At 71.1% G+C, this 25,752-nt stretch carries 26 protein-coding genes and 1 pseudogene; 21 read left to right on the top strand and 6 right to left on the bottom strand.

The features are described 5' to 3' along the window. Complete coding sequence (locus ACFV6X_RS25500; RefSeq protein ID WP_385387099.1) at window positions 1-1,281, bottom strand: hypothetical protein; 1,281 nt, start codon at window positions 1,279-1,281, stop codon at window positions 1-3. Window positions 1,282-1,361: 80 nt separating this feature from the next. Then, on the bottom strand, window positions 1,362-1,865 hold the full coding sequence (locus tag ACFV6X_RS25495) for a SigE family RNA polymerase sigma factor (protein WP_385387097.1): 504 nt from the start codon (window positions 1,863-1,865) through the stop codon (window positions 1,362-1,364). Between the two features lie 202 nt (window positions 1,866-2,067). Here ACFV6X_RS25495 and ACFV6X_RS25490 point away from each other — a divergent pair, with 202 nt between their 5' ends. After that, window positions 2,068-3,417, top strand: coding sequence for an MFS transporter (locus ACFV6X_RS25490; protein WP_385387095.1), 1,350 nt, complete (start codon window positions 2,068-2,070; stop codon window positions 3,415-3,417). Between the two features lie 70 nt (window positions 3,418-3,487). Here ACFV6X_RS25490 and ACFV6X_RS25485 read toward each other — a convergent pair whose 3' ends face one another. Further along, window positions 3,488-5,146 (bottom strand): chitinase, encoded by a 1,659-nt coding sequence (locus ACFV6X_RS25485; protein WP_385387219.1) that lies wholly within the window; start codon window positions 5,144-5,146, stop codon window positions 3,488-3,490. Window positions 5,147-5,530: 384 nt separating this feature from the next. Between ACFV6X_RS25485 and ACFV6X_RS25480 the strand changes: the two genes are divergently transcribed. From ACFV6X_RS25480 to ACFV6X_RS25415, 14 genes are all read left to right on the top strand, one after another. Then, window positions 5,531-6,346: a hypothetical protein gene (locus ACFV6X_RS25480; RefSeq protein ID WP_385387218.1), complete on the top strand. Its 816-nt coding sequence runs from the start codon at window positions 5,531-5,533 to the stop codon at window positions 6,344-6,346. Window positions 6,347-6,407: 61 nt separating this feature from the next. Beyond that, window positions 6,408-7,115, top strand: a complete 708-nt coding sequence (cpaB, locus tag ACFV6X_RS25475; protein WP_385387093.1) for a Flp pilus assembly protein CpaB — start codon at window positions 6,408-6,410, stop codon at window positions 7,113-7,115. A 7-nt stretch (window positions 7,116-7,122) separates the two neighbouring features. Then, window positions 7,123-8,370 (top strand): CpaE family protein, encoded by a 1,248-nt coding sequence (locus tag ACFV6X_RS25470; RefSeq protein WP_385387091.1) that lies wholly within the window; start codon window positions 7,123-7,125, stop codon window positions 8,368-8,370. Next, the gene (locus tag ACFV6X_RS25465) at window positions 8,367-8,750 is read left to right on the top strand and encodes a TadE family protein (protein WP_365447095.1); all 384 of its coding nucleotides are present in this window, start codon (window positions 8,367-8,369) and stop codon (window positions 8,748-8,750) included. The genes ACFV6X_RS25470 and ACFV6X_RS25465 overlap by 4 nt, the downstream gene beginning before the upstream one ends. Window position 8,751: 1 nt before the next feature. Next, window positions 8,752-9,108 (top strand): TadE family protein, encoded by a 357-nt coding sequence (locus tag ACFV6X_RS25460; protein WP_385387089.1) that lies wholly within the window; start codon window positions 8,752-8,754, stop codon window positions 9,106-9,108. 15 nt (window positions 9,109-9,123) lie between these two features. After that, window positions 9,124-10,461 carry a CpaF family protein gene (locus ACFV6X_RS25455; protein WP_385387087.1) on the top strand — a complete coding sequence of 446 codons (1,338 nt, stop codon included), beginning with the start codon at window positions 9,124-9,126 and terminating at the stop codon, window positions 10,459-10,461. Window positions 10,462-10,474: 13 nt separating this feature from the next. After that, the gene (locus ACFV6X_RS25450; protein WP_385387086.1) at window positions 10,475-11,419 is read left to right on the top strand and encodes a type II secretion system F family protein; all 945 of its coding nucleotides are present in this window, start codon (window positions 10,475-10,477) and stop codon (window positions 11,417-11,419) included. Between the two features lie 18 nt (window positions 11,420-11,437). Continuing rightward, window positions 11,438-12,325 carry a DUF5936 domain-containing protein gene (locus tag ACFV6X_RS25445; protein ID WP_385387084.1) on the top strand — a complete coding sequence of 296 codons (888 nt, stop codon included), beginning with the start codon at window positions 11,438-11,440 and terminating at the stop codon, window positions 12,323-12,325. 5 nt (window positions 12,326-12,330) lie between these two features. Continuing rightward, the gene (locus tag ACFV6X_RS25440; RefSeq protein ID WP_385387082.1) at window positions 12,331-13,809 is read left to right on the top strand and encodes a sensor histidine kinase; all 1,479 of its coding nucleotides are present in this window, start codon (window positions 12,331-12,333) and stop codon (window positions 13,807-13,809) included. Then, complete coding sequence (locus ACFV6X_RS25435; RefSeq protein WP_385387081.1) at window positions 13,796-14,566, top strand: response regulator; 771 nt, start codon at window positions 13,796-13,798, stop codon at window positions 14,564-14,566. The genes ACFV6X_RS25440 and ACFV6X_RS25435 overlap by 14 nt, the downstream gene beginning before the upstream one ends. Before the next feature lie 123 nt (window positions 14,567-14,689). After that, window positions 14,690-14,887, top strand: a complete 198-nt coding sequence (locus ACFV6X_RS25430) for a Flp family type IVb pilin (RefSeq protein WP_385387079.1) — start codon at window positions 14,690-14,692, stop codon at window positions 14,885-14,887. Beyond that, window positions 14,887-15,486, top strand: coding sequence for a pilus assembly protein TadG-related protein (locus ACFV6X_RS25425; RefSeq protein WP_385387216.1), 600 nt, complete (start codon window positions 14,887-14,889; stop codon window positions 15,484-15,486). Before ACFV6X_RS25430 ends, ACFV6X_RS25425 begins: the two co-directional genes overlap by 1 nt. A 34-nt stretch (window positions 15,487-15,520) precedes the next feature. Next, window positions 15,521-16,102 carry a hypothetical protein gene (locus ACFV6X_RS25420; protein WP_385387077.1) on the top strand — a complete coding sequence of 194 codons (582 nt, stop codon included), beginning with the start codon at window positions 15,521-15,523 and terminating at the stop codon, window positions 16,100-16,102. Between the two features lie 8 nt (window positions 16,103-16,110). Beyond that, a complete protein-coding gene (locus tag ACFV6X_RS25415) occupies window positions 16,111-16,737 on the top strand; it encodes an OmpA family protein (RefSeq protein ID WP_385387075.1) in 627 nt (208 codons plus the stop codon). A 43-nt stretch (window positions 16,738-16,780) separates the two neighbouring features. Here ACFV6X_RS25415 and ACFV6X_RS25410 read toward each other — a convergent pair whose 3' ends face one another. Beyond that, window positions 16,781-17,149, bottom strand: a complete 369-nt coding sequence (locus ACFV6X_RS25410) for a DUF192 domain-containing protein (RefSeq protein WP_385387215.1) — start codon at window positions 17,147-17,149, stop codon at window positions 16,781-16,783. Between the two features lie 200 nt (window positions 17,150-17,349). On the opposite strand from ACFV6X_RS25410, the gene ACFV6X_RS25405 reads away from it, so the two are divergent. Then, a complete protein-coding gene (locus ACFV6X_RS25405; RefSeq protein ID WP_385387073.1) occupies window positions 17,350-18,222 on the top strand; it encodes an LLM class flavin-dependent oxidoreductase in 873 nt (290 codons plus the stop codon). Window positions 18,223-18,231: 9 nt separating this feature from the next. Here ACFV6X_RS25405 and ACFV6X_RS25400 read toward each other — a convergent pair whose 3' ends face one another. Then, window positions 18,232-18,762, bottom strand: a complete 531-nt coding sequence (locus ACFV6X_RS25400) for a DinB family protein (protein ID WP_385387071.1) — start codon at window positions 18,760-18,762, stop codon at window positions 18,232-18,234. A gap of 50 nt (window positions 18,763-18,812) precedes the next feature. On the opposite strand from ACFV6X_RS25400, the gene ACFV6X_RS25395 reads away from it, so the two are divergent. Further along, entirely contained in the window at window positions 18,813-19,616 is an 804-nt protein-coding gene (locus ACFV6X_RS25395; protein ID WP_385387069.1) for a methyltransferase domain-containing protein, read from the top strand. A 12-nt stretch (window positions 19,617-19,628) separates the two neighbouring features. Here ACFV6X_RS25395 and ACFV6X_RS25390 read toward each other — a convergent pair. Beyond that, window positions 19,629-19,847 (bottom strand): annotated as a pseudogene (locus tag ACFV6X_RS25390) (DNA glycosylase AlkZ-like family protein); the annotation flags it as partial. An 872-nt stretch (window positions 19,848-20,719) separates the two neighbouring features. Between ACFV6X_RS25390 and ACFV6X_RS25385 the strand changes: the two are divergent. The 4 genes from ACFV6X_RS25385 (at window position 20,720) to ACFV6X_RS25370 (ending at window position 25,707) form a co-directional block, all read left to right on the top strand. Then, window positions 20,720-21,493, top strand: coding sequence for an isoprenyl transferase (locus ACFV6X_RS25385; RefSeq protein WP_385387068.1), 774 nt, complete (start codon window positions 20,720-20,722; stop codon window positions 21,491-21,493). 312 nt (window positions 21,494-21,805) lie between these two features. Next, a complete protein-coding gene (locus tag ACFV6X_RS25380; protein WP_385387066.1) occupies window positions 21,806-23,131 on the top strand; it encodes a PhoH family protein in 1,326 nt (441 codons plus the stop codon). Between the two features lie 401 nt (window positions 23,132-23,532). Further along, on the top strand, window positions 23,533-24,246 hold the full coding sequence (locus ACFV6X_RS25375) for a transglycosylase SLT domain-containing protein (protein ID WP_365460216.1): 714 nt from the start codon (window positions 23,533-23,535) through the stop codon (window positions 24,244-24,246). Window positions 24,247-24,381: 135 nt separating this feature from the next. After that, window positions 24,382-25,707 carry an AI-2E family transporter gene (locus tag ACFV6X_RS25370; protein WP_385387064.1) on the top strand — a complete coding sequence of 442 codons (1,326 nt, stop codon included), beginning with the start codon at window positions 24,382-24,384 and terminating at the stop codon, window positions 25,705-25,707. The last annotated feature ends 45 nt before the right edge of the window (window positions 25,708-25,752 follow it).

Genomic DNA, 25,752 nt, shown 5'->3' with positions numbered 1-25,752 from the left:
TCACTTCAGCAGGGTCGGCCACTTGGGGTCGAGGGCGATCCCGCGGAGCTGCCCGACGGTGAGGGCGGGGGCTTCGCGGGTCGCCGGGGTGTGCTGGGCGCCGGAGTTGAAGGCGCTGATCACCACGCGAAGACCGTCCGTCCGCAGGGTGTCCGCGGTCCACATCACGACCCCCTCGCCGCCCTTCTCCCCGGGCTCCTGGTGTGTGGTGACCAGGGTGCCGTCGGGGAGGTTCTCGGCACCGGTGAAGAGCTCACCGGCGACGTCGCCCATGCCCGGCTGCACATTGATCTGGACGAGGCTCCGGCCCTCGCCGTCGTCGACGACGGCGTAACCGAACTCGCCCTCCCCTCCCTTGTCCACGACCTTCGCGCCCTCGGGAAGGAGCGTCACGAGCGTGTCCACGGCCGAGCCGCCGAACGTCGCCTGCGGGTCGGCGGGCCGGCCGTCGTCCGTCTGCCCCTTCCCGCCGTCGGGCGCCGCGGGGACAAGGGCCAGCCACTGCCCGGCGGTGGCGACCGCCTTCAACTGTGCGAGCGTCAGGGGAGGTTCGCCGCGCGTGACCGGTGCGTCCTTCTCGGCCTCGGCGTTCCACTCGCTCACGCTGACCTGCTCGCCCTCGGGGGTGACGAGTTCGGCACGCCACAGCTTGGTGTCCACACGGCGGTCCGGATACTCGTACCCCCGGAAGAGCATCAGCACGGACCCGTCGGACAGCCGACGGCTCTCACAACCGTCGTGCGGGACATAGACCTTGTCCGGGCAGGTGACGGCGTCGCGGGCCGCCTGGCTGCCCGGCTCGACCCGGTTGAGTCCGACACTGATCGCACCGCCGCCCTCGCCGTCGTCGTGGACGAGCCGCACGGACGGCGCGGGCCGCTCGCCCCCGCCGCCCCAGGCCTCCGCGCCGCTGACCTTCCCCTCCGGGAGCAGCTGCGTCAGCGTGGCGATCATGCGCTCGGAGGAGAAGGACTGCGGGGTGATCGAGGTGGCGGGCGGCATGGTCACGGGCCCGGCGCCGACGGACCGCTGGTCGCGGACGTCGCTGCTGCCGCCGCCGCTGCCGTTGCCGGGCAGGACCAGCGCTCCGGCGACACCCACTAGTGCGATGCCCGCCGCGCCACCGGCCACCGCGGCGCGGCGGCGCAGCCGCAGCCTGCGTCCACGGGTCTGGCCCGCGGCGATCAGGGCGGGGCGGTCGGTGTCGAAGGTGTCGCCGGTCTGCCGCAGCGCGACGCCGAGCCGGTCTTCGAAAGGGTCCTCGTGGTGGTCTGTGGGCATGGCGAATCACCGTCTCTTGAGGGTGGTTGGTGAGGTGACTTGACGGGCGGGCGGGCCGACGGGCTCGACCGGGTCCGGGGTCAGGTCGCCGCGTACTCGGCGAGGTCCTCGCCGAGCAGCTCCCGCAGCCGGGCGAGGGCGCGGGAGCAGCGGGTCCGTACGGCGGCCGAGCTGGTGTTCATCGCGTCGGCGGTCTCCTCGACGCTGCGGTCCTCCCAGTAGCGCAGCACGACGACGGCGCGGTCCTTGACGGGCAGCCGCGCGAGCGCCCCCAGCAGGGTCAGCCGCAGGGTCGCGTCCCCGTCGGGGCCCGGCGTCTCCGGGAGTACGGCGGTGGCGCGCTCGGTGCTGCTGCGCCGCCGCTTCTGGGCGAGGAAGGTGCGGGTCAGAACGGTCTGCGCGTAGGCGGCCGGATTGTCGGCGCGGGAGACCCTCCCCCATCTCAGGTACAGCCGCCCGAGGGTCTCCTGCACCAGGTCCTCGGCGAGATACGTGTCACCGGCGGTGAGCAGACAGGCGGCCCGGTAGAGGTGCCCCGCGCGTGCCGCGGCGAACTCCTCGTACTCGTCACCGCGGACCTGCATGGTCGATTTCCCCCCGTCGTCGGTGTCCGTCACCCCATTGATGCGCCGGGCCCGGGGAAATGTTTCACGCCCGTGCCGGAACCGTTGACACGGCCCGGGCGCACCGGGAAACTCACAACCCCGCAAGAGTGAACCTGTTTTCACTGGACGAACACCCTGGATGGACACCCCTCACCGCAGCGGCAGAAAGTGAGTGGCCCCCGTGGCATCGACCCCGTCCCCTCCCGATCGCTCCTTCCGGACCGTCGGTGTGGTCATCGCCCTGTGCTGGCTCGCCGTCTTCTTCGACGGCATGGACGTCAACATCTACGGCGCGACCATGCCGCACCTGCTTGCCGACGAGAGCCTCGGTTTCAGCACCGCGCTCGCCGGGACGATCGGCAGCTGGACCACGTTCGGCATGCTGATCGGCGCGCTGGCGGCGGGCACGCTCACCGACTGGCTGGGCCGCAAGCCGCTGGTGACGGCGAGCGTGGTGCTCTTCTCGCTGGGCTCGGCGCTGTGCGCGGTCGCGCCGGGCGCGGCGGTCTTCGGGGCGGGCCGCTTCGTCTCCGGCCTCGGTCTCGGCGGTCTCATGCCGATCGGCCTGGCGATCGTCGCGGAGTTCGCGCCGCCACGCCGGGCGGCCCTGGCGACCGGCCTGATGATGACCTCGTACCACGCGGGCGGCATGGCGGCGACGGGCATCGGCCTCGCCGTGGCCCCCGGGCACGGCTGGCGCTGGGTGTTCTGGGCGGGGGTGCTGCCGGCGGTGATCGCGGTGCCGCTGGTCCTCAAGTGGCTTCCTGAGTCACCGGGTGTGCTCTTCGCGAAGGGGCGCACGGAGGAGGCGTATGCCGTCGCCGACCGCTACGGCCTGACGCGCCCCGGAGTGACGGAGGCGCCGAAGGCGGGCGCGAAGGGCCGACTGTCCGCGATCCGCGCCCTCTTCGCCCCCGGCACCCGCTGGGCGACCCCGCTCCTGTGGCTGGCCTCCTTCGCGGGCCTCCTCCTGGTCTACGGCGTCTCGACCTGGCTTCCCGAACTGATGCGTGCCTCGGGCTACTCGCTCTCCTCCTCGGTCACCTTCCTGTTGATCATCAACGCGGGCGGCATCGTCGGCATGCTGATCGCTGGGCGTACGGCGGACAGGTTCGGGCCGGTGAAGGTGTCGGCGCTGTGGTTCGTCCTCACGGCCTGCGGCACGTTCCTGCTCAGGACCGAGATGCCGCTCGGCGCGGCGTACGCCGTCGTCTTCCTCACCGGCATCTGGCTGTTCAGCGCGCAGGTCATGGTCTACGCCGCCACCTCCCGCGTCTACGCCCCGAGCGAGCGCGCCACCGGCCTCGGCTGGGTCACCGGCATCGGCCGCACCGGCGCGGTGGTCGGCCCGACGGTCGGCGGCGTGGTCCTCGCGGGCGGCAACGCGAGCCTGGGCTTCACGACGTTCGCCCTGACGGCGGTACTCGGAGCGGCGGCGATCTCCCTGGTCCCTCCGGCAACAGCCGGCCCGGCCCGTGACAGGGCCGCCACAGCCCTCCTCACCACGGGTGGCCGGCCTTCCCGCCCTTGAGCGCACGAAGGGAACGCGGCAGCGCCGGCCGCGTCGTATCCGGCGCGGCCGGCGCCTGTGGAACCAAGGGTCACGGCAGTGCCTTCACATGCGGCCCCACCGCGTTCGACCACGCGTTGCCGCTCGTCGCGTCCCAGTTCGTCGACCATGTCATCGCGCCGCGCAGGTCCGGATACGTCCGCGGCGGCTTGAAGGTGCCGCAGTTCGTCGCGCGGGTCAGGCAGCTCAGCGCGTTGTTCACGACCGACGGGGCGACATAGCCGCTGCCCGCCGCCCGGGTCGAGGCCGGGACGCCGAGGCCCACCTGGGACGGGGAGAGGCCGTTCTCCAGCTGGATGCAGGCCAGCGCGGTCAGGAAGTCCACCGAGCCCTGGCTGTAGACCTTGCCGTCGCAGCCGAGCATCGAACCGCTGTTGTAGTACTGCATGTTGACGACCGTGAGGATGTCCTTCACGTTCAGCGCCGTCTGGAAGTACGAGTTCGACGTGGACTGCATGTCGATGGTCTGCGGCGCCATCGTGAGCACCATCGACGGCCCCGCCTTCGCCGCCAGCGACCGCAGCGCCTGGCTCATGTACGTCGCGTTGAGACCGTTCTCCAGGTCGATGTCCACGCCGTCGAAGCCGTACGTCTGCATCAGCGAGTGCACCGAGTTCGCGAAGTTCGCCGCCGACGCGGAGTCGTTGACCGCGACCCGGCCCAGCTCACCGCCCACCGAGATGACGACCTTCTTCCCGGCGGCCTGCTTCGCCCGGAGGTCGGCCTTGAACTGGTCGACCGTGTACCCGCCCAGCCCCGCCGAGTCCAGGTTGAAGGTCACGGCCCCCGGCGTCGCCGTCGCGTCCGCGAACGCCACCGCGATGATGTCGTAGTGGCCCGGCACGTCCGACAGCCGCTGCACGGTCGCGCCGTTGTTGAAGTTCTGCCAGTAGCCGGTCACCGCGTGCCGGGGGACGCCGGACCCGCCGCCCGTGGGCGCCGTCGTGCCCGTCACCGTCGCCGACCTCGGCGACTCACCCGCCGCGTTGGTCGCCGTGACCTGGAAGCTGTACGACGTCGACGCCGCGAGCCCGGTCACCGTCCCCGACGTGCCGGTCACCCCCGTCACCCGCGTGCCGTTGCGGTAGATGTTGTAGCCCGTCGCGCCCGGGACCGCGTTCCAGGACAGGGAGACGGAGGAGGACGTCGTACCGGAGACCGTGACGCCCGCCGGGGCGCCAGGGATCGTCGGGGTCGGGTCGCCGCCCCCGCCGCCGTCGGGGCCGAACACCGAGACGTCGTCCACGTGGTACGCCGCCTGGCCGTACCAGCCGTGCGTGTAGACCGTCACCGAGCGGGTCGAGGAGCCCGTGGTGAAGGTGGTCGAGAGCTTCTTCCAGCTCGACGAGTCGGGGGTCCAGGTGGAGACGTCCGTGGTGCCCGTGCCCGTGGCGCCGAGGTAGGCGTAACCGCCCTGCACCCACGCGCTCAGCGTGTACGTCGAGTTGGGCTGGACCGCCACCGCCTGCGTGCAGCGCGCGTTGTCCTGCCCGGCCGGCGTCGCCTTCAGCGCGGACGAGCCGGCGTGCACCGGTGAGGAGACCGTCGTACCGCTGCCCGCCGAGCAGGCCCAGTTGCTCAGGCCCGACTCGAAGCCGGCGTTCTTGGCGTTGTTGATGTCCGCGGCGGATGCCTGGCCGATCGCCGGCACGGTGAGCGCCAGGGCGGCGATCACCGCTCCCGCCCACATGCCGGTACGTCTGCGTCTGGGTGCGCGGTCCACTGGGGCCTCCGGTGGGGGAGTGGGGACTTCCATGACGGGGGAGAACGACGGTGGCCACCGTTGGAGCTACAAGTTGGTCCAGACCAATTCGACTGTCAAGGGTTCCGGTCCGCGCACTCTTCAGGGTTCGGTCGGGATGCTCCCCCTGCCCCGATATGGCGTGTCTTGTGCAAGAGGAGTTGCTGCTCGGCTACGGAAACGCTGTTCTCCGGTCACGGAGGCGTGGATACAGTGCTGAGGTAGTCACGCAATGAAGTCGTCCAGGTGCACGAGAGTTGCGCCGGCGGGCCGGACTTGGGTGGGATCGGGGAGCTGCGCGTGCCAACAGCCATTGCCGTGACCAGTGCCGACATGGCGCTGCCGGCGCAGGACGAGCGGACCCTGCCCGCCGTCGTCCTGCGCGACGTGGACAAATGCCCGCTGGACCACGCGCTGACCGAGATGCAGACCCTCGTCGAGGCGCACGGCCATGTGATCGTGGTGTGCTCGCAGGCCGTTCCGGCGGCGGTGGAGCGGCGGCTGCACACCATCCGCTCCCTCCTGGAGAGCGACCGGATCGCCCTCTTCCGGCCCGACTTGCCCCCGCTGGGACTCGCCGTCCTGGCCAGGCAGTTGAGACAGCTGGCCTCCTGCGACCTCGGCCCGGGCGTCCTCGCCTCGGCGGGCCGGCTGCTCACCCACTACATCCACGCCGGCGCGCTCCTCGGCACGGTCGCCCGGCTCGACCGCGTCCCCGTCGGGCTCAAGTCGCACGCCAAGTCCTGGGTCCCGGGCAGTCAGTTCGGCGTCATCGCCCATCCCGAGCCGCAGCTGGTGCGCATCGGCCCCGAAGCGCGGCTCGCGGGGCCGGAGTTCGGCACCTGGATGCTGCTCGCCCGAGGACAGCTCCAGTCCGACTGGGTCACCACCACGCTCGCCCCGTCCTGGCGTGTGCGGGGGCTGCGCGAGGCCCAGCTGCCCACCGAGTCCGCACGGTGGTGGGGCACCGGCAAGCTGATCGAGTTCTGCAGTTTTCTGCCCGACCTGTCCGTGCTCTACCAGCTGGTCGGCTCGGTACGCCGGAACAGCTGCCACTGGTGCGGCATCGACGTCATCGGCGACCGGTGCGTGTTCTGTTCCGCGACGGCGCCGGCATACGACGACCAGCTCCAGCTCCCGGCGGGGTGACCCGCCGCCCGACGAGACCCCAGACCCGTTCGACCCCACCCCCAACGAGGTTGCACGCTTCATGAACTCCCGTCAGCGCCGCGGCGTGATACTCCTGTTTCTGTCCGTACTCTGCGCCCTCGGCGCGTTCGCGGGCGTGCTCTCCGTCATCGACGATGTGCAGTCCAAGGTCGGCCCCGAGGTCACCGCTTACCGGCTGAAGGGTGACGTGGCGCCCTACACCGCCCTGACCGCCGACAAGTTCGAGCAGGTCCGGATGCCCGAGCGCTGGCTGTCTCGGAACGCGGTCACCGATCTGCGGCAGGTCAGGGGCAAGACCGCCGTCACCACCCTGCGCAAGGGCTCCCTGCTGCAGAGCGACATGATCGTCGACCAGCCCGCGCTGCGGCCGGGGCAGCAGGAGGTCGCCATCATGATCGACGCGGCGACCGGAGTGGCCGGCAAGATCACGCCGGGATCCACGGTCAACGTGTACGCCACCTTCGCGGGCGAGCGCGAGGGCGACCCGGCCCAGTCGAAGATCATCGTGACGAACGCCCAGGTGATCGACGTCGGAGAGCTCACCGCGCTGGAGCCCGACAGCGACGACCGCACCCGGCGCTCCACCGACGCCGTGCCCATCACCTTCGCGCTGTCCACCCTCGACGCCCAGCGCCTCACGTACGCCGAGTCGTTCGCCGAGCGCGTCCGGCTCGCCCTGGTCGCGCCCGGCAGCGACACCACCGTCCCCGACGCGGACCGCACCTACGAACTCGCGAAGGACAAGTGAGGCCCGGATGCCCACGAGGATCCTGCCGGCCGTCGGCGACGCGGACGCGGTCCGCTCGGTCACGACCCTGCTCAGCCAGCTCCCGGACGCCGAACCGGTCGCCCCGGTCGTCGACTCCACCCAGCTCGTCGACACCCTCGCCCGGCTGGCCGCCGAGTCCGTCGACGAACTGCCCGAGGTCGTCGTCGTACACGAACGCATCGGACCCGTCCCGGCCCTGGAACTGATCCGCGAGGTGGCGCTCCGCTTCCCCGCCGTCGGCGTCATCCTCGTCACCTCCGACGCCGGCCCCGGCCTCTTCCAGGCCGCCATGGACTCCGGCGCTCGCGGCCTGGTCGCCCTGCCGCTGTCGTACGAGGAACTGGCCAACCGCGTGCAGGCGGTCGCCCAGTGGTCCGTGGGCGTACGCCGGCACCTCGGCCACGGCGGCGACGTCTTCACCGGCGTCGGCGGCACCGTCGTCACGGTCAGCGGCGCCAAGGGCGGCGTCGGGGCGACGCTGGCCGCCGTCCAGCTGGCGCTCGCCTCCCAGGCGTCGGGCCGCTCCACCGTGCTGGTCGACATGGACCTCCAGACGGGGGACGTCGCGTCGTACCTGGACGTCCAGTTCCGGCGCAGCGTCGCCGACCTCGCCGCCATCACCGACATCTCGCCGCGCGTCCTCGCCGACGCCCTCTTCCGGCACGACACCGGCCTCGCCCTGCTGCTCGCCCCCGGCGAGGGCGAACGCGGCGAGGAGGTCACCGACCGCGCCGCCCGGCAGATCGTCAGCGCCCTGCGCTCCCGCTACGAGACCGTCGTCATCGACTGCGGCGCCCAGCTGAGCGGCGCCGGCGCGGCCGCGGTCGAGATGGCCGACACCGCCCTGCTGGTGACCACGCCGGACGTGGTCGCGGTCCGGGGGGCCAAGCGGACCGTACGGATGTGGGACCGGCTCCAGATCCGCAAGGCCGAGGAGACCACGGTCGTCGTCAACCGGCACACGCGCAGTACGGAGATCCAGCCGCCCCTCATCCAGCGGATCACCGGCACCACCGTCGCCGCGACGGCGGTGCCCGCCAACTTCAAGGAACTCCAGGCCGTCGTGGACGCCGGCCGCGTCCACGAGCTGGACAGCAGGAGCGCGGTGAAACAGGCGCTGTGGGGGCTCGCGGGGGAACTGGGGCTGGTCAAGGCGCCCGTGGGCGAACGGAAGGGCGGCCGGCCACGTGGGGACCGCGGGTCGGGAAGCCTGCGGCGGCGGAGGGACGGATGAAGCCGGCCCGCCGAGGCCGCGACCGGGGCCAGGTCACCATCGAGTTCCTCGGCATGACCCCGCTGATCGTCCTGACGCTGGTGCTGCTGTGGCAGTTCGTACTCGTGGGGTACACCTACTCGCTCGCGGGGAACGCTGCGGACGAGGCGGCACGGGCGGGCACGGCGGCCGAGGACCGCCAGGCGGCCTGTGAGGCGGCGGGGCGGGAGCATCTGCCGTCCGCGTGGGAGGGGGGTGCCGAGGTGTCCTGCGGCGAGAGCGGCGGCCTGGTCACGGCCGACGTACGGCTCGACGTGCCGGTCCTCTTCCCTGGCTCGATCGGCTTCCCCTTCCCCGGCGTCGCGGGCCACGCGGGGGCCGTGGTGGAGGAGACGGACTGAGATGACGTACCGGCGAAGCGACCGAGACCGCGACCGGGGCCAAGTGGCCCTGGAGTACCTGGGGTTCATCCCGGTCCTGATCCTCGTGGCGATGGCCGCCGTGCAGATCGGCCTGATCGCCTACACCGCGCAGCAGGCCGGCACCGCCGCCCGCACCGGCGCGCGCAGCGCCTCCCTCGACGGGCCGTACGCGCAGGACTGCCAGAACGCGGTCAGCTCCTGGCTGGACGCCGGCTGTGCGGCGTCGTACCTGGGCGAGGAGGTCGAGGTCACCGCGACGATCGACATCCCGTCGATCGTCCCCGGCTGGGAATTCGGCCCCGCCCGCAAGACCGCCACCATGCCGATGGACCACTGAGCAGGGAGGACGGCGATGAGTCTGCGCGCGCGGATCAACTCCCCCGAGGAGAACGGCAGCCGGGGCGAGGACGGGCACCTGGTCGCCTCGTACCGGGCCAAGCTCCTGGAGGAGATCGACCTCGCGGAGATGAGCGCGCTCGCGCCGGCAGAGCGCAGGGCGCGGCTGGAGCGGGTGCTCGGGCACATCATCAGCCGTGAGGGCCCCGTGCTGTCGACGGTCGAGCGGTCGCAGCTGATCCGGCGGGTGGTCGACGAGGCGCTGGGCCTCGGCATCCTGGAGCCGCTGCTCGAGGACGCCTCGATCACCGAGATCATGGTGAACGGCCCCGACGCGATCTTCGTGGAGCGTGCCGGCCGGGTGGAGCAGCTGCCGCTGCGGTTCGCCTCGAACGACCAGCTCATGCAGACGATCGAACGGATCGTGTCGACCGTCAACCGCCGCGTGGACGAGTCGAATCCGATGGTCGACGCCCGCCTCCCGTCCGGCGAGCGCGTCAACGTCATCATCCCGCCGCTGTCCCTGACCGGCGCCACGCTCACCATCCGCCGCTTCCCGCGCTCCTTCACGCTCCATGAACTGATCCAGTTCGGCTCGCTGGAGGAGCCGATGGTGTATCTGCTGGCCGGGCTGGTGCAGGCGAGGTTCAACATCATCGTGTCGGGCGCGACGGGCACCGGCAAGACGACCCTGCTGAACGCGCTGTCGGGCCTGATCCCCGAGAGCGAGCGGATCATCACCATCGAGGACTCCGCCGAACTCCAGCTCCAGCAGCAGCACGTGGTCCGCCTCGAGTCCCGCCCGCCGAACGTCGAGGGCCAGGGCCAGGTGACCATCCGCGACCTGGTCCGCAACTCGCTGCGCATGCGCCCCGACCGGATCGTCGTCGGCGAGGTCCGTGGCGGTGAGTCGCTGGACATGCTCCAGGCGATGTCGACCGGCCACGACGGCTCGCTGGCCACCGTCCACGCCAACAGCGCCGAGGACGCGCTGATGCGGCTCCAGACCCTGGCCTCCATGTCCGACGTGGAGGTCCCCTTCGCCGCGCTGCACGACCAGATCAACAGCGCGGTCGACGTGATCGTGCAGCTCACCCGGTTCGCCGACGGGCTCCGCCGGGTCACCGAGGTCGCGCTCCTCGACAGCCACGGCGGCGAGCCGTACCGGCTGGCCACGGTCGCCCGCTTCGACGCGCAGCCCATGGCCGCCGACGGCCGGATCCACGGCGCCTTCCACTACTTCCCGCTCACCCGCCGCAGCGCCGACCGCCTCTACATGGCGAGCCAGCCCATCCCCCAGGCCTTCGGCGTCGCCCAGTCCGCAGACCAGCTGGCCACCCGAGAAGCCAGGTAGGCAGGAGCCGACCATGGAACTGACGACCCTCGTCTCCCTCACCACCGGTGTCACCCTGCTGACCTGCGTCCTCGCCGTGGCCGGACTGCACGCGTACGCCATGGGCAGGGCCCAGCGACAGGCCCTGGTCGAGCGCCTGTCGTCCACCGGCCAGGTCCAGATCACCGGCCGCCGGCGCCGGTTCCGCGATCTGGACCGCCGCCTGCGCCGTACCCGCCTGGGCCGGAAACTGGAGCTGCGGCTGCTGGCGACGGGCCTGGACGTGACCCCGGGCGAGTTCTTCGTCGCGATGCTCGCCACGGTCGCCGGACTGTGGCTGATCGGCCAGGCCGCCCTGGCCCCCTTCTTCGGCCCGATCGCCGGACTGCTGGGCGTCTGGGCGGCCGTCCAGTTCCTCAACTGGCAACGCCAGAAACGCATCGAGAGGTTCATCAACCAACTCCCCGAACTCGCCCGCATCCTGGCCAACGCAACGCAGGCCGGCCTCGCCCTGCGCACGGCGATCGGCATGGCGGCGGAGGAGCTGGAGGCCCCGGCGGGGGAGGAGCTCGCCAAGGTGGCCAACCAGCTGGCGGTGGGCGCGTCGATGGACGAGGCACTGGGTGAGATGGCCGAACGGCTCCCGTCCCGCGAGCTGGTGGTCCTGGTCACCACCTTGGTGCTGTCCAACCGGGCGGGCGGCCAGCTGGTGAGCGCGCTCAGGAACCTCACGGAGACGCTGGAGGAGCGCAAGGAGACCCGCCGCGAGATCCGCACCCAGCTCTCGCAGGTGAGCATGACGTCGTACGCGGTCCCGGTGATGGGCGTGGGCTCGCTGTTCCTGATGAACGGCGTCAAGGACGGCGCCCTGGACCGGATGACGGGCTCCCCGGTCGGCCAGGCCTGCGTGATCATCGCGTTCGCGCTGTACGCCGTCGGCTTCGTCCTGATCCGCCGCATGTCCCGCATCGACGTCTGAGGAAGGGAGGGGATCGGCATGGCACTTGTGCTGGCACTGGTCATGGGCCTCAGCGTGTGGGGCGTCTTCGCCGGGATCCGGATGTACCGGGCGGAGGCGAAACTCCCCGCCGACCTCGTCCTCGCCCTGGAGGTGGGCGCGACCCGCACGGGCGCGGTGGACTCGCTGGTCGACCGGATGGGCATGCGGTACGCGCCCGCCGTACTGCGTCTGATGGGCCCCAAGCAGGTCGCCAGGTACCGCCGCCGGATCGACCTGGTGGGCAACCCCGGCGGCCTGACGATCGACCGTTACGCCGCGCGCCGCGCGGTCTACGGCTTCCTCGGCGGCGTCGGCGGCCTGGTGTTCCTGCTCCAGGGCAACGTGCTGATGACCCTGCTGCTGCTCGCCTTCGGCGCGTTCTGGACGGAGGTCGGCATCTGGTCGGCGATCCGGGTCCGCAAGGACGTGATCGACCGGACCCTGCCCGACTTCCTCGACGTCCTCGCCGTCGTGGTCAGCGCCGGCCTCGGCTTCCGCCAGGCCCTCGACCGGGTCGCGTCCCGCTACGAGGGCCCCTGGGCCGACGAGATCCGCATCACCCTGCACCAGATGGACCTCGGCATGAGCCGCCGCCAGGCCTTCGCGGAACTGCGGCGGCGCAACGACTCCGAGCAGGTCGCGATGTTCGTGACGGCGTTGCAGCAGGGGGAGGAACTGGGCGCGCCGATCGTGGACACCCTGGTGTCGCTGGCCAAGGACATGCGTCGCACGGATGCGCAGAACGCCCGGCGCAAGGCCGCGCGGGCCGTGCCCAAGGCCACGATGATGATCACGACGTTCATGGTCCCGGCGACGATGCTGCTGCTGGGCGCCGGCCTGCTCCTCGGCTCCGGCACGGACTTCGGCACACTCACGGGTGAGTGAGGACCATGACACTCACACCTACTGAGGGGGCGAGGGCGGCCTCGCGGGGGCGCCGCCAGGCGGAGGTGCCGGGTGCCGGGCCGGCGGCGGTGCGGGTGGGGAGGGAACCCGGCGGGGCGGCCGCCGACGGTGCTCATGTCCCCGACGGACCATCCGCACGGAACGACGACGGCCGCACGGACGGTGAGGGAGACACGCCGGACCAGGCCGAAGGCCGGGCGCCCACCACCGCACCCGCGCTCTCGATCCAGGTCAACGCCCTCCAGGCACTGTGCCGCCAGGTCTTCGGCTTCCGGCTCGCCATGATCGCCCTGGCCGCCCCGGCGGCCCTCCTCAACGCCTCGCCCGGCCTGGGCGTACGCGTTGTCGGCGCGGCAGTGGTCGTCACCTTCATGGCCTCCTACGTCCTCTTCAGGGACTGGGAACGCTTCGCCCCCCTGCTGCTGCGCCACCCCACCCTCCTCGCCCTCGACACCCTCGTGGGCTCCCTCCCCCTCATCTCCGCGGGCCCCGACAGCACCCTCGCCTACGTCAGCGTCGGCACCCCCCTCCTCGCCGGCCTCGTCTACGGCTGGCGAGGCGCCGCGGTCTTCGCCTCCCTCCAGTCCCTGATCCTGCTCCTGGTCCACGCCACCCTCGCGAAGTCCCCCGACGCCACTCCCGCCGAGACGCTCCTCCTCCCCGGCCTCTGCGTCATCACCGGCGCGGTCGGCTCCACCCTGCGCAACCTCATGCTCCGCTTCGGCGAGGCCACCCACGCCCTGACCACGGTCCAGGCCCGTCTGGCCGTCACGGAGGCGGTGGCGGCGGAACGCGCCCGGCTGGCCCGCGAACTGCACGACTCGGTGGCGAAGACCCTGCACGGCGTGGCCCTGGCGGCGGACGGCCTGGCCAACTCGGCGGACCGACTCGACCCTTCCTCGGTCAAGGACCAGGCCGAACTGGTGGCCCGCTCGGCCCGCCGAGCCGCCGCGGAATCCCGCGAGCTCCTGACGGACCTCCGCCGGGAATCGGACCCGGCCCACGGCACCGACATACTCGCGGAACTCGCCGCCCGCACCGCCGACTTCACCGCCCGGACCGGCGTCCCCACCACCTACCGCCCCACCGGCGGCAGCGCTGTGCCGCCCGTCCCCCCGGCGGTGGCCCGCCAGCTCCTCACCATCGCGACGGAGGCCATGGAGAACGCCCACCGCCACGCGGACGCCACCCACGTCGACGTCACGGCGGGCGTCCAGGGGGACCTGCTCCTGCTCAGCATCTACGACGACGGCCGGGGCCTCGCCCCGGAAACCACCCTCGAACGCCTTCGCAGAACGGGCCACTTCGGGGTGGTCGGCATGGTCGAACGCGCCGCCTCGGTGGGCGCCCGCATCCGCATCGGCCGCGGCCGGCACCCCAAGGGCACGGAAGTACGGCTGGAACTCCCGTTGGCGGCCCTCGACCCCACCTCCGAGAGGAGGCCGAACGATGCCCGGCCATGAGCACCCCTCCGCCCCCTTCCCACCCCCCTCGGACCCGGCCGTCACGTCCCTTCGCGTGATCGTGGCCGACGACAACCCCGTGGTCCGCGCGGGTCTCACGGCCCTCCTCTCGGGCCGCGAGGACATCACGGTCGTGGCGGAGGCGGCGGACGGCCGAGAGGCGTACGAGGCGACCCGGACCCACCGCCCGGACGTGGTCCTCCTGGACGTCCGCATGCCGGGCGTGGACGGCATCTCGGCACTCCCGCACCTCGTACGACTGGCCCCCGTCGTCATGCTCACCTACAGCCGCGAGCCGGACATCGTCGAGGAGGCCCTGCGGCGCGGCGCGGGCGGCTACCTTGTCCATGGCGAGTTCACGGCGGACCAACTGGTGGCGGCGGTACGGGACATCAGAGGCGGAAAGCCCCACTTCACCCCCACGGCGGCGGAGGCCCTCCTGGCCCAGCTCAGGCAAAGCGGCCCCGCAAATGCGACTGCAAACCCAAGATTCCTTGCTGCGCCTATTTCTTCGGAAAGCCTTTCGCAAGTGCAACCGGCTGTGGCACAGTCTTCGTCATACCGGTCACAGGCCCAACTCAGCACGAGGGAGGCGGAGATCATGGACCTCATCGCATCCGGCATGAACAACCAGCAAATCGCCGCCACGTGCTTCATCAGCGAGAAGACGGTCAAGAACCACATCAACCGCATCTTCGCCAAGCTCCACAGCACGAGCCGCTCGGAGGCCACGGCGAAGTGGCTGGGGCTGGGGTGAGCGCGATGCATCGTCGACCGGCTCGTGATTGGGCCCACGATTGGGCCCTGGGACCCTCGGCGGACCCGGCGGTTCCCTCGTACGGTCGCGGCACCGAAGCCGCCACACCGGGAGGGGAACGCCATGAACAACTGGATGAACACCACCACCTCGTACCTCCGCACCCGCGCCGCCCACAACGACAGGGGCCAGACGGCGGTGGAGTACCTGGGGATCATCGCGGTTGTGGTGGCGATCGTGCTGGCGATCACGGGGACGGACATCGGGCAGTCGATCTACAACGCGATCACCGACAAGATCACCGAGGTGACCGGAGGCTGATCCGGCTTCCGAGGTACCGCGACGCAGGGCAGGCCTTCCCCATCTACATCACGGTGGTGGCGGGTCTGCTCTTTCTGGCGTTTGCGTACCTTGCGGTCGGCCAAGCCGCGGCCACGCGTAACGAGGCCCAGACGGCGGCGGACGCGGCGGCACTCGCGGCGGCCCAGGACCTCCGGGACCAGATCACGGGCGAGTGGGTCGAGAACCTGCTGGAGCCGACCTCGTGGCAGGCCATCTTCAACGGCGATGTGGAGATGTTCGAGGACCCTTGTGACCGCGCGGGTCAGCTCGCGGCGCAGAACGACGCTCACGTGAACGGTTGCCAGGGGGAGGGCCTCCTGGGCTACAGGGTCGACGTCACGACCGACGAGCCTGTGGGGGACAGCATCGTGCCCGGCACGGAGGGCCGTTATGCGACAGCATCCGCCGAGGCCGTCGTGGAGCGGCGGTGCACCTTCGAACTCGCCGGTGGGGATGCAGAGGACGAAACCCTGCCGAGCCTCAACTGCGAGGGCGGCGAGAAGTGGGACGTGGACCCGGAAGCCCCCGACACCCTTCCGGACCCCGAGGACCTCTTCGACGTCCATCTGTCCGACTGACAAGCGAACGACGAGTGACGAAGGAAGCAGAGGCATGAGCATTCGGTTCACTACGAAGGCCCGTAGGGGGATGGTCGCATTGACCGTTGCGGCCGGTCTGGCCCTCGGTGTGGCCGGCTGCGGCGGCGGTGGCAGTGACGACGAGAAGCCGAAGGCCTCGGCTTCCGCCTCCGAGGACAACGGATCGCAGCCGAGTGCTCAGGAAGGCGATCCGGGCGCTCCTCTTGCCGAGCTGAAAGGCCCTGACGGCCTGCTCCTCCAGGTCACGTCGGCTGCGCGCGACGCGGGTGGATTCGTCACCGTCAGCGGCACGTTGAAGAACGACGGCAGTGAAACGGTCAATGTGCCCGCGCAGCTGAGTGGCAACGAGACGGAGATCATCCGGAACGGCAGGTCACTGGGAGGAGCCACCCTTGTGGACTCCCAGGGGAAGAAGCGCTACTACGTTCTGCGTGACACGGACGGTCGCCCGCTGACCACGACGAACTTTCCTGCTCTGAAGTCCGGAGAGTCGGTCCCCGTCTTCATGCAGTTCCCGGCGCCCCCCAGCGGTACTTCCGAGGTTGCCTTCCAGCTCCCGATGTTCGCCGCCGCCTCCATCGAGATCTCCGGTTGAGGCCACCCATGACCCCTACCCGCCTCCCCCTGACCCTCACCACAGCCACGATCATGCTCGCCACGACCCTCTGCGCCACCGCGACCGCGTACGCCGAGGACGATCCCAGCGTCCCCCCGGGCACCGAGGCAACCGCCTCCGCGCCCGTCGAGGTCGACGCCAACGACCCGGACCTGAAGATCCCGGAAGGCGCCACCCTCGCCGAACCCAAGGTCCTCGACATCAAGCAGGTCGTGGAGGACCAGAGCGGAGACGAACGCCGCGAGGACACCAACGCCGACGTGAAGTTCGCCCTCCAGGCGGAAGTCCTGTTCGGCAAGGACAGCGCGAAGCTCGGCGCCGAGTCGAAGGCCCGTATCGCCGCGATCGCCGACGAGATCAAGACCCAGAACGCGACCAAGGTCCGCGTCTTCGGCTTCACGGACAACCTCGGCTCCTCCGCCCACGGCGACTCCCTGTCCCGCCGCCGCGCCAACGCCGTGCACGACATCCTCGACACGGAACTGAACGACCCGGACATCACCTTCGAGGTACGCGGCTACGGCGAGCAGTACCCCATCGCGGACAACTCCACGGAGTCCGGCCGCAAGAAGAACCGCCGCGTCGAGGTCTCCTTCCCCCGCACCGAAGGCTGACGCACCCCGCCGGGCAGCCCACCCGGCGGGCACCACGACCCCCTCACCCCGCCCCGACCGCCCCCCGAACCTCCACTCTGACGCCCACCCGAACCCCCCACTCCGCCATCCCCCCGGCCTCCGCCTCCAGCACATGCCGCGCGCGCAGCCGGGGCAGGCCCAACCGCCACGGCCTCATCGTGCGGACGGCGACGACGACCAGCTCCCGGTCCAGGTAGGCGACGTCGATGGGCATGCGCATCCGGAAGGTGTGGACGCTGTTCGCGGGGGACAGCAGCATCGCGCCCTCCGCGGCGTCCCGCCCGAGCAGCCCCCGCGTCCGTGCCCGGTACGACGCCGCGATCTCCAGCGGCACCGTCGCACCCCCGTACACGACCAACTCCCCCCGCCCGTCCCGCCAGCGCCGCCCCATGGCCATGTGCGTGCCCCTCCGCCGTCCGCCCGTACCCGGTGTGTCGACCGACCGTATCCGCAGCGGGCGGCCTGGAACCGGGCGCCGGCCCACACCTCGGTGACGCAACGTCCACCGCCTTTCCATTTCGACGCAGAGCGGCACCACGCCGGCACCGTAAAGCGGTTGTCCGCTCAACCGACCCCGGGTAGGAAGGCCGCATGACAGGACTCGGCGCTGTGTTCCGTCCCCAACTTCCCCCCGAGCGGCTGCGCGCCCTCGCCCAACTGGCCGACGACACCGGCCTCGACGAACTCTGGCTGTGGGAGGACTGCTTCCGCGAAGGCGGTGTCTCCACCGCCGCGGCCGCCCTCGCCTGGACCGAGCGGGTCCGGATCGGGGTGGGCCTGCTCCCCGTGCCGCTGCGGAACGTCGCCGTCACCGCGATGGAGGCCGCCTCGCTGCACCGTATGTTCCCCGGCCGTCCGGTCCTCGCAGTCGGGCACGGTGTGCAGGACTGGATGGGCCAGGTCGGCGCCCGCGCCGCCTCCCCGCTGACGCTGCTGCGCGAGCATCTCGACGCGCTGCGGGCGCTGCTGCGAGGGGAGCGGCTCACCACCGAGGGGCGGTACGTGGAACTCGACGACGTCGCCCTCGACTGGCCCCCGCAGGGCCCGGTCGAGATCCTCGCGGGCGCCACCGGCCCACGCACCCTCCAGTTGTCCGGCGCGGCGGCGGACGGCACCGTCCTCACCGCGGAAACACCCCCGGAGGGCGTACGCCGGGCCCGTCGGCTCATCGACGAGGGGCGGACGTCGGCCGGCCGCACCGACCCGCACCGCGTCGTCGTCTACCTCCTCGCCGCAACCGGCCCCGACGCGGCCGACCGCCTGCGTGCCGAGCTCACCGCCGAGGGCCTCGCCGACGTCCCCGACCTCGGTGTCGCCGGGGACGCGGCGACCGTCGCCAAGGCCGTCGAGCAGCTCACCGAGGCCGGTGCCGACACGGTCATCCTCCAGCCCACGGGCGACGAACCCGACCCCGAGGGCTTCATCCGCTTCGCCGCCCAGGAGGTCCGTCCTCTCGTCCCGTAGCCGAAGGAGCTACCCGGCGGGGCGGTGGTCGCCCGTCGTCCCGTCGATGAGCTCCCGCACGACATCCATGTGCCCTGCGTGTCTGGCCGTCTCCTCGATCAGGTGGACGATCACCCACCGCAGGGACATGGACCCCTCCCGCCAGGCCGGGCTGCCCGTGTCGTCCAGCGACAGCTCGGTGATGGTGCGGTCGGCGGCGGCGCGGGCGCGGCCGTAGAAGTCGACGATCTGCTGGGTCGTCTCACCCTGGTCGGCCCGCATGTCCTCGTCCTCGTACGGGTCGAACCAGAGCGGCTCCACCTCGCGGCCGAACGTATCCACCAGCCAGCCGTACTCCACCGACCCCAGATGCTTCACCAGGCCGAGCAGGCTCGTGCCCGACGGTGTCACCGGTCGCCGCAACTGCTCGTCGTCCAGGCCCTCCAGCTTCCACAGCACCGCGTCCCGGTGCCGGTCCAGACTCGCGTGCAGCGTCGCCTTCTCGCCGCCCCGGTACGGCATGCCCGCACCGCCCTCATGCGCCCCGCCCTCGTTCACCATGCCGGAAAACTAACAGCGGCCACTGACAACGCCCTGCGACGATCGAGCCCATGCACGACGACTACCGCCGCACCGATCCCCGCCCCACCTTCGAGGAACTCTGCGCCGAAGGTGCCGCCGTCCCCACCGAGGGCTGGGACTTCTCCTGGTTCGAGGGCCGCGCCACCGAGGCACGGCCCTCCTGGCGGTACGCCGCGTCGCTCGCCGGGCGTCTCGCACGCGCGCGTGCGGCCCTCGACATCCAGACCGGCGGCGGCGAGGTCCTCGACTTCGCGCTCGGCGCCGCCGCCCGCCGGCCCGGGCTCGCCGCCGCGACCGAGGGCTGGCCGCCGAACGTCGCCAAGGCCACCGAGCTGCTGGGCCCGCGCTGCGTCGTGGTCGTCGCCGCGCCGGAGGACGCCCCGCTGCCCTTCGCCGACGCGGCCTTCGACCTGGTCTCCAGCCGCCACCCCGTACTGCCGCACTGGGACGAGATCGCGCGGGTGCTGCAGCCGGGCGGTACGTACTTCGCCCAGCACGTGGGGCCCAGCAGCGTCTTCGAGCTCGTCGAGTACTTCGTCGGCCCGCAGCCCGAGGAAGTGCGGGCCGGTCGCCACCCCGAACACGAGCGGGCGGGCGCGCAGGCGGCCGGTCTGGAGGTCGTCGAGCTGCGCGCGGAGCGGCTGCGGATGGAGTTCCACGACATCGCCGCCGTCGTCCACTTCCTGCGCAAGGTGATCTGGATGGTGCCGGGCTTCACCGTCGAGGCGTACGAGGACAAGCTCCGCGCCCTGCACGAGCGGATCGCGACGCGGGGCCCCTTCGTGGCCCACAGCACCCGGCACCTCTTCGACGTCCGCAAGCCGGCCGGCTGACCGGGGCCGGGCTCAGGCGTGCGGCCCCGCCCTCACCTCCCCGATCACCAGCTCCGCCCCCGCCTCCACCACCGCCGCCACCCGTTCGGCCTGCTCCGCCAGCTCCCGTTCCTGCCGTGCCGTGAGCGCGCCCAGGGGCTCCACCGTGACCGTCATCCGCCTCCCCCGGCGCCGTTGGTGCCACACCCCGGCCACCACGCCGTCGACCAGCAGCAGCGGATGGTTGCCCGCCGAGCTGACGAGCGAGCGCTCCTCCCACAGGGCGGCGCGTACGTCCGCCCGGGTGATGTCGGCGCGCCGGACCCCGACGGACAGTTCGGTCGCCGACATCACCTGCGCGTGCGCCCCGCGCATGGCGGCGACGACGTCGGCGACCGGAGTAACGGCCGTCGCCGGATTGGCCAGGAACTGCCGCTCCAGCCGTCGTGCGCCGGCCTGGTCCCACGTGATCCCTTTGCTCTTCACGGTCATGGCAGGACGCCGGGGCGGAACGAGGTCGAGTCCGTCCTCTTCGAGGCGGATCCGGTGTGCCGCGCGCCGCGGAGCCCGCCCCCGCGCCCCCGTAGCCCGCTGTGGGCACGGCCAGGGTTTTCCACATTGTTATCGCCGACCACTCGCGTCACCCCTGACACATCGCGTAAGTTCAGACCAAGGTAATTCGCGCCAGCAAAGCTGCGCGGGCGGCACCGCGCAGTGGAGGGGGCTGCGCGGTGCCCGGAACCTCTCTGCGGGCGTCAAGCCGCCGTCACCCACGGGGTCGCCCGTCGGAGGGACGCCCGAAAAGTCCTGTGCGCCCGCCGTGAACCGGCCATGAAGAGGCTGTGAACCAGGCATTCCGCGGCCACCGGCGCGTTGCGGGGCGATTCCGGAGAGTAGTTGTCTCGCGCCGATGCACGCAGCAGCCCTTACGAAGGGTTATGGTGGAAGCCCCCCCTCGGGCCGGTCCGTCTCCCCCCCACGGACCGGCCCGTTTTTTTGCCCTCAACACCCGTCGAGGGCACTGTCGTAGGGCGGGGGTAGGCTTCGGCCCCGGGGACCGCCATGCGGACAGGGGCCGCGCTCGGCCACACCTGTCCGATCCGTACGGAGGGGCTGACAATCACGTGAACCTGCGCGACAAGCTGCGCGGCCTGCTGGTCAGGCTCTACGCACGCCGGGTGGAAGGTCACCTGGACCACGCTCAGGTGCCCAAGCACATCGGCGTCATCATGGACGGCAACCGGCGCTGGGCGAAGGCCTCGGGTTCCACCACCGTGCACGGTCACCGGGCCGGTGCCGAGAAGATCGAGGAGTTCCTCGGCTGGTGCACCGAGACGGACGTCGAGGTCGTCACCCTCTGGCTGCTCTCGACGGACAACTTCGACCGGCCCGAGGACGAACTCGTCCCGCTGCTCGGCATCATCGAAGGTGTGGTGCGCTCCCTCGCCGCCGACGGCCGCTGGCGCGTGCACCATGTCGGCACCCCCGACCTGCTGCCGTCCCCGATGCGGACCGCGCTCAAGGAGGCCGAGGAGGCCACCGCGCACGTCGACGGAATACTGGTCAACGTCGCCATCGGCTACGGCGGCCGCCAGGAGATCGCCGACGCCGTCCGCGCCATGCTGCTGGACGCCGCCGACAAGGGCCGCTCCGTCGAGGACATCGCCGAAGCGGTGGACGTCGACATGATCGGCCGCCACCTCTACACGGGTGCCCAGCCCGACCCCGACCTGGTCATCCGCACCAGCGGCGAGCAGCGGCTGTCCGGTTTCATGCTGTGGCAGACGGCCCACTCGGAGTACTACTTCTGTGAGGTCTTCTGGCCGGCCTTCCGCAAGGTCGACTTCCTGCGCGCCCTGCGCGACTACGCGGCCCGCCATCGCCGCTACGGCGGCTGACGGAGCCGCCCCACCCCTTCGGGCGTAGAGCGCTTCACACGGAGTTCACCGGCGCGCCGTCATATGCCGTGGCATGGCGGCGCGCTTTCGAGGGCATAAAGCAACCAGGTCGACGCCCGAACCACGGGTGTCGGATCTCAGCGGACGGCACGGGGCCGTCCGCCCGGGAGGCCCTTTGCACCAGCCCGATCGTGCGGTCACAGCACGGACGAAGCGGCGAGGGGCCGGTTTCCGGCCCGTGCATCGCGGCCGGCAACCGGTCCAGACCGTCTCCGTCGCTCCCCGACCTCATCCGAGGGGGTACGTCCTTCCGTGGTGACCAGCACAAAGCGCCACAAGCCCGACCGGCGCACCTATGTTCTCGACACCAGCGTCCTGCTGGCGGACCCGAATGCTTCGAACCGCTTCGACGAGCACGAGGTCGTGCTCCCGGTCGTGGTGGTCACGGAGCTGGAGGCGAAGCGGCACCATCCCGAACTCGGCTACTTCGCCCGGCAGGCCCTGCGTCTGCTCGACGACTACCGCGTGCGGTACGGCCGTCTGGACGCCCCCATCCCGATCGGGGAACTCGGCGGCACCCTCCGTGTCGAGCTCAACCACTCGGACCCCAGTGTGCTGCCGACCGGCTACCGCCTGGGGGACAACGACTCCCGCATCCTCGCGGTCGCCCGGAACCTGCAGGCCGAGGGGTTCGACGTCACCGTCGTGTCGAAGGACCTCCCGCTCAGGATCAAGGCGTCCTCCGTCGGCCTGCAGGCCGAGGAGTACCGCGCGGAACTCGCCATCACGGACTCCTCCGGCTGGACCGGAATGTCCGAACTGACCCTCCCCGGCGAGCAGGTGGACGTCCTCTTCGACGAAGGCCACGTCCATGTTCCGGAAGCGGCCGGACTGCCCGTCCACACTGGCCTGACCATTCAGTCCGAGCGCGGAAAGGCACTCGGCCGGGTGACACCGGAGGGCAACGTCCGGCTGGTGCGCGGCGACCGGGAGGCGTTCGGCATCAAGGGGCGCAGCGCGGAGCAGCGCATCGCGCTGGACCTGCTGCTCGACTCCGACGTCGGGATCGTCTCGATGGGCGGCAGGGCCGGCACCGGCAAGTCGGCGCTGGCGCTGTGCGCGGGCCTCGAGGCGGTCCTGGAGCGCCGCCAGCACGAGAAGATCATGGTCTTCCGTCCGTTGTACGCGGTGGGCGGGCAGGAGCTGGGCTATCTGCCGGGCTCCGAGGCCGAGAAGATGAGCCCCTGGGCACAGGCGGTCTTCGACACGCTGTCCGCGGTCACCAGCCGCGAGGTCATCGAGGAGGTCACCGCGCGCGGGATGCTGGAGGTGCTCCCGCTCACCCACATCCGCGGCCGCTCGCTGCACGACGCGTTCGTGATCGTGGACGAGGCGCAGTCACTCGAACGGAATGTCCTGCTGACCGTTCTGTCCCGAATCGGCGCTAATTCACGGGTCGTTCTCACGCACGATGTGGCGCAAAGGGACAATTTGCGGGTCGGGCGATATGACGGTGTGGTCGCCGTCGTCGAGAAACTGAAGGGGCATCCCCTTTTCGCCCATGTGACCCTGACGCGGTCCGAGAGGTCCCAGATCGCGGCGCTTGTGACCGAAATGCTGGAGGAGGGGACGATCTGACCCCCACGTCCCATCCCGGGGCGGTGACGGGCTAGTTGGCGCCGTTCGGCAAAGGCGAAGAGCCTAGCCGGGCGGCGCCTTCGCGCGTCACTGTTTCTCGATATCGCCAGGGCCAAACGGCATGTGAGCTTTCACACGCAACTCGGAATTGCCTTGCGGTGTCGGGTTACGGCAGAGTCTCACTCCTGTCAGGCCCCGCATACGACACATCTGTACCCCCAGCGGTACGGCACAACAGGAGCACCACACCTAACTCCATAGCGTCGTCGTATGCCGCCCGAGCACCATGCGGCGCTCCCCTCGCGGGAGTTGCCCACCGGGCCCGTGCCTTCCGTGACCCGCAGTTGGGGAGGCCAGTGTCAGGGGGCACGATTGCGTCCGCCAGGGTCACCGAGCGGGCGATGCTGGAAGGAAACCGTGTGAGCCGGATTTCGGTCCGGGGATTCGCAGTGGCCTCGGCCACCGCGGTCACCGCTGTCGGAAGCGTTGTCGGCGTTGCCTCGGGCAGTGTCGCGCAGTCCAATGACGCCGAGGCGGCGGCAACCGACCTGACGCTCCTCGCGGACATCCCCGCGGGCCAGCAGGCGCAGGTGCAGACCGCGTCCCTGACGCAGCAGGCCGACGTCCAGGCCATCGCGGCGGACGCGAGTGCCAAGAAGGAAGCCGAGGAGGCCGCGCGCAAGGCGGCCGCCGAGACCGCGATCGCGAAGAAGGAAGCCGCCGAGAAGGCGGCACAGGAAGCCAAGGAGCGCGAGGAGGCGGAGGAGGCGGCCAGCCGTTCCGCCGCCCGGGAAGCCACCAGCTTCGCGGTCCAGAGCTCCTACTCCATCTCCGAGATCCAGTCGATGGCCGCGGCGATGGTGCCGGGCGACCAGTTCCAGTGCTTCAGCAACATCGTGGACCACGAATCCGACTGGAACTACCAGGCCGTCAACCCCTCCTCCGGTGCCTACGGCCTCTTCCAGGCGCTGCCCGGCTCCAAGATGTCCTCCGTCGGATCCGACTGGCAGACCAACCCGGCCACCCAGATCAAGTGGGGCCTGAACTACATGAACGACCGCTACGGCAGCCCCTGCGGCGCCTGGTCGTTCTGGCAGGCCAACCACTGGTACTGAGCCCCGGTCGGGCAACGTCCCACTCAACTTTTCCGAGCCCCTCACCGTCCTTCGGTGAGGGGCTTCGGCCATGTACGGTCTGACGGGACGACTCCGGGGGGAGTGGTGGGGACAGTTGGGGGAAAAGGACGGATCATGTCGCGAGTGCCAGGGTGGCTCGGTCGGGTCGGCACCCGGCTGACCGAGATGGGGCAACGGTGGGAAGAGCGCCGGGCCGAGGCGGAGCGCGCCCATGGCGCGCCGGAGCCGGAGCCCGAGGAGTCGGCCCGAGCGGCGGGCTCTCCCTCTTACGCGCGTGACGTCCCGGTCGGTACCCGTCCCGACCCGGCGCAGGCCGTGCCGTGGGGCATGCGGGTCGCGGCGGAGGCCGGATGGCGGCTGCTGGTGCTGGCGGGCACGCTGTGGGTGCTGATGCGGGTCATCAGCGCCGTGCAACTCGTCGTGCTGGCCTTCGTGGCGGCGCTGCTCATCACCGCGATGCTGCAGCCGACGGTGGCGCGGCTGCGGCGGTACGGGGTGCCGCGCGGGCCGGCCACGGCGATGACCGCGATCCTCGGGTTCGTGGTGATGGGGTTGATCGGATGGTTCGTGACCTGGCAGGTCATGGAGAACATCGACAACCTCTCCGACCAGGTGCAGGACGGCATCGACGAGTTGCGGCGGTGGCTGCTCGACAGTCCCTTCCATGTCACCGACAAGCAGATCAACGACATCGCCGAGAACCTGCGGGAGGCGGTCGGGGCCAACACCGACCAGATCACCACCGCGGGACTGGAAGGCGTGACGGTCGTCGTCGAGACGCTGACCGGAATCCTGCTCGCGGTGTTCTCGACGCTGTTCCTGCTCTACGACGGCCGGCGGATCTGGGAGTGGACGCTGAAGCTGGTGCCGGCGGCGGCGCGGCCGGGAGTCGCCGGGGCCGGTCCCCGGGCCTGGCAGACGCTCACGGCGTATGTGCGCGGCACGGTGATAGTCGCTCTGATCGACGCGATCTTCATCGGCCTCGGCATCTACTTCCTCGATGTGCCGATGGCGGTGCCACTGGCCGTGTTCATCTTCCTCGGGGCGTTCATCCCGCTGGTGGGCGCCGTGATCTCCGGTGCGCTGGCGGTGGTGGTCGCGCTGGTCACCCAGGGCGTGTTCACGGCCGTGATGACGCTGGTCGTGGTACTCGCGGTGCAGCAGATCGAGGGCCACATCCTGCAGCCGTTCATCCTCGGGCGGGCGGTGCGGGTCCATCCGCTGGCGGTGGTGCTGTCGGTCGCCGCGGGCGGCATGGTGGCGGGCATCGGCGGCGCGGTGGTCGCGGTGCCGCTGGTGGCGGTCACCAACACCGTCGTCGGCTATCTGCGCGCCTACTCCCATGAACGCGTCCTGCGCCAGTCCCCGCGCCCCCACGGCGCGACGGCGTCCGACGCCTCCCCGGCCGCGCCCACCGACCCACCGGCCCCGGCCGGCTGAGACCCGCAACGCCCAGGTCCCGCCCACCGATCGGGGGGCGGGACC

Origin of the sequence: Streptomyces sp. NPDC059861, from assembly GCF_042731435.1 — a bacterium.
GTDB lineage: Bacteria > Actinomycetota > Actinomycetes > Streptomycetales > Streptomycetaceae > Streptomyces.
This window is presented reverse-complemented; position numbering and strand designations above follow the sequence as displayed.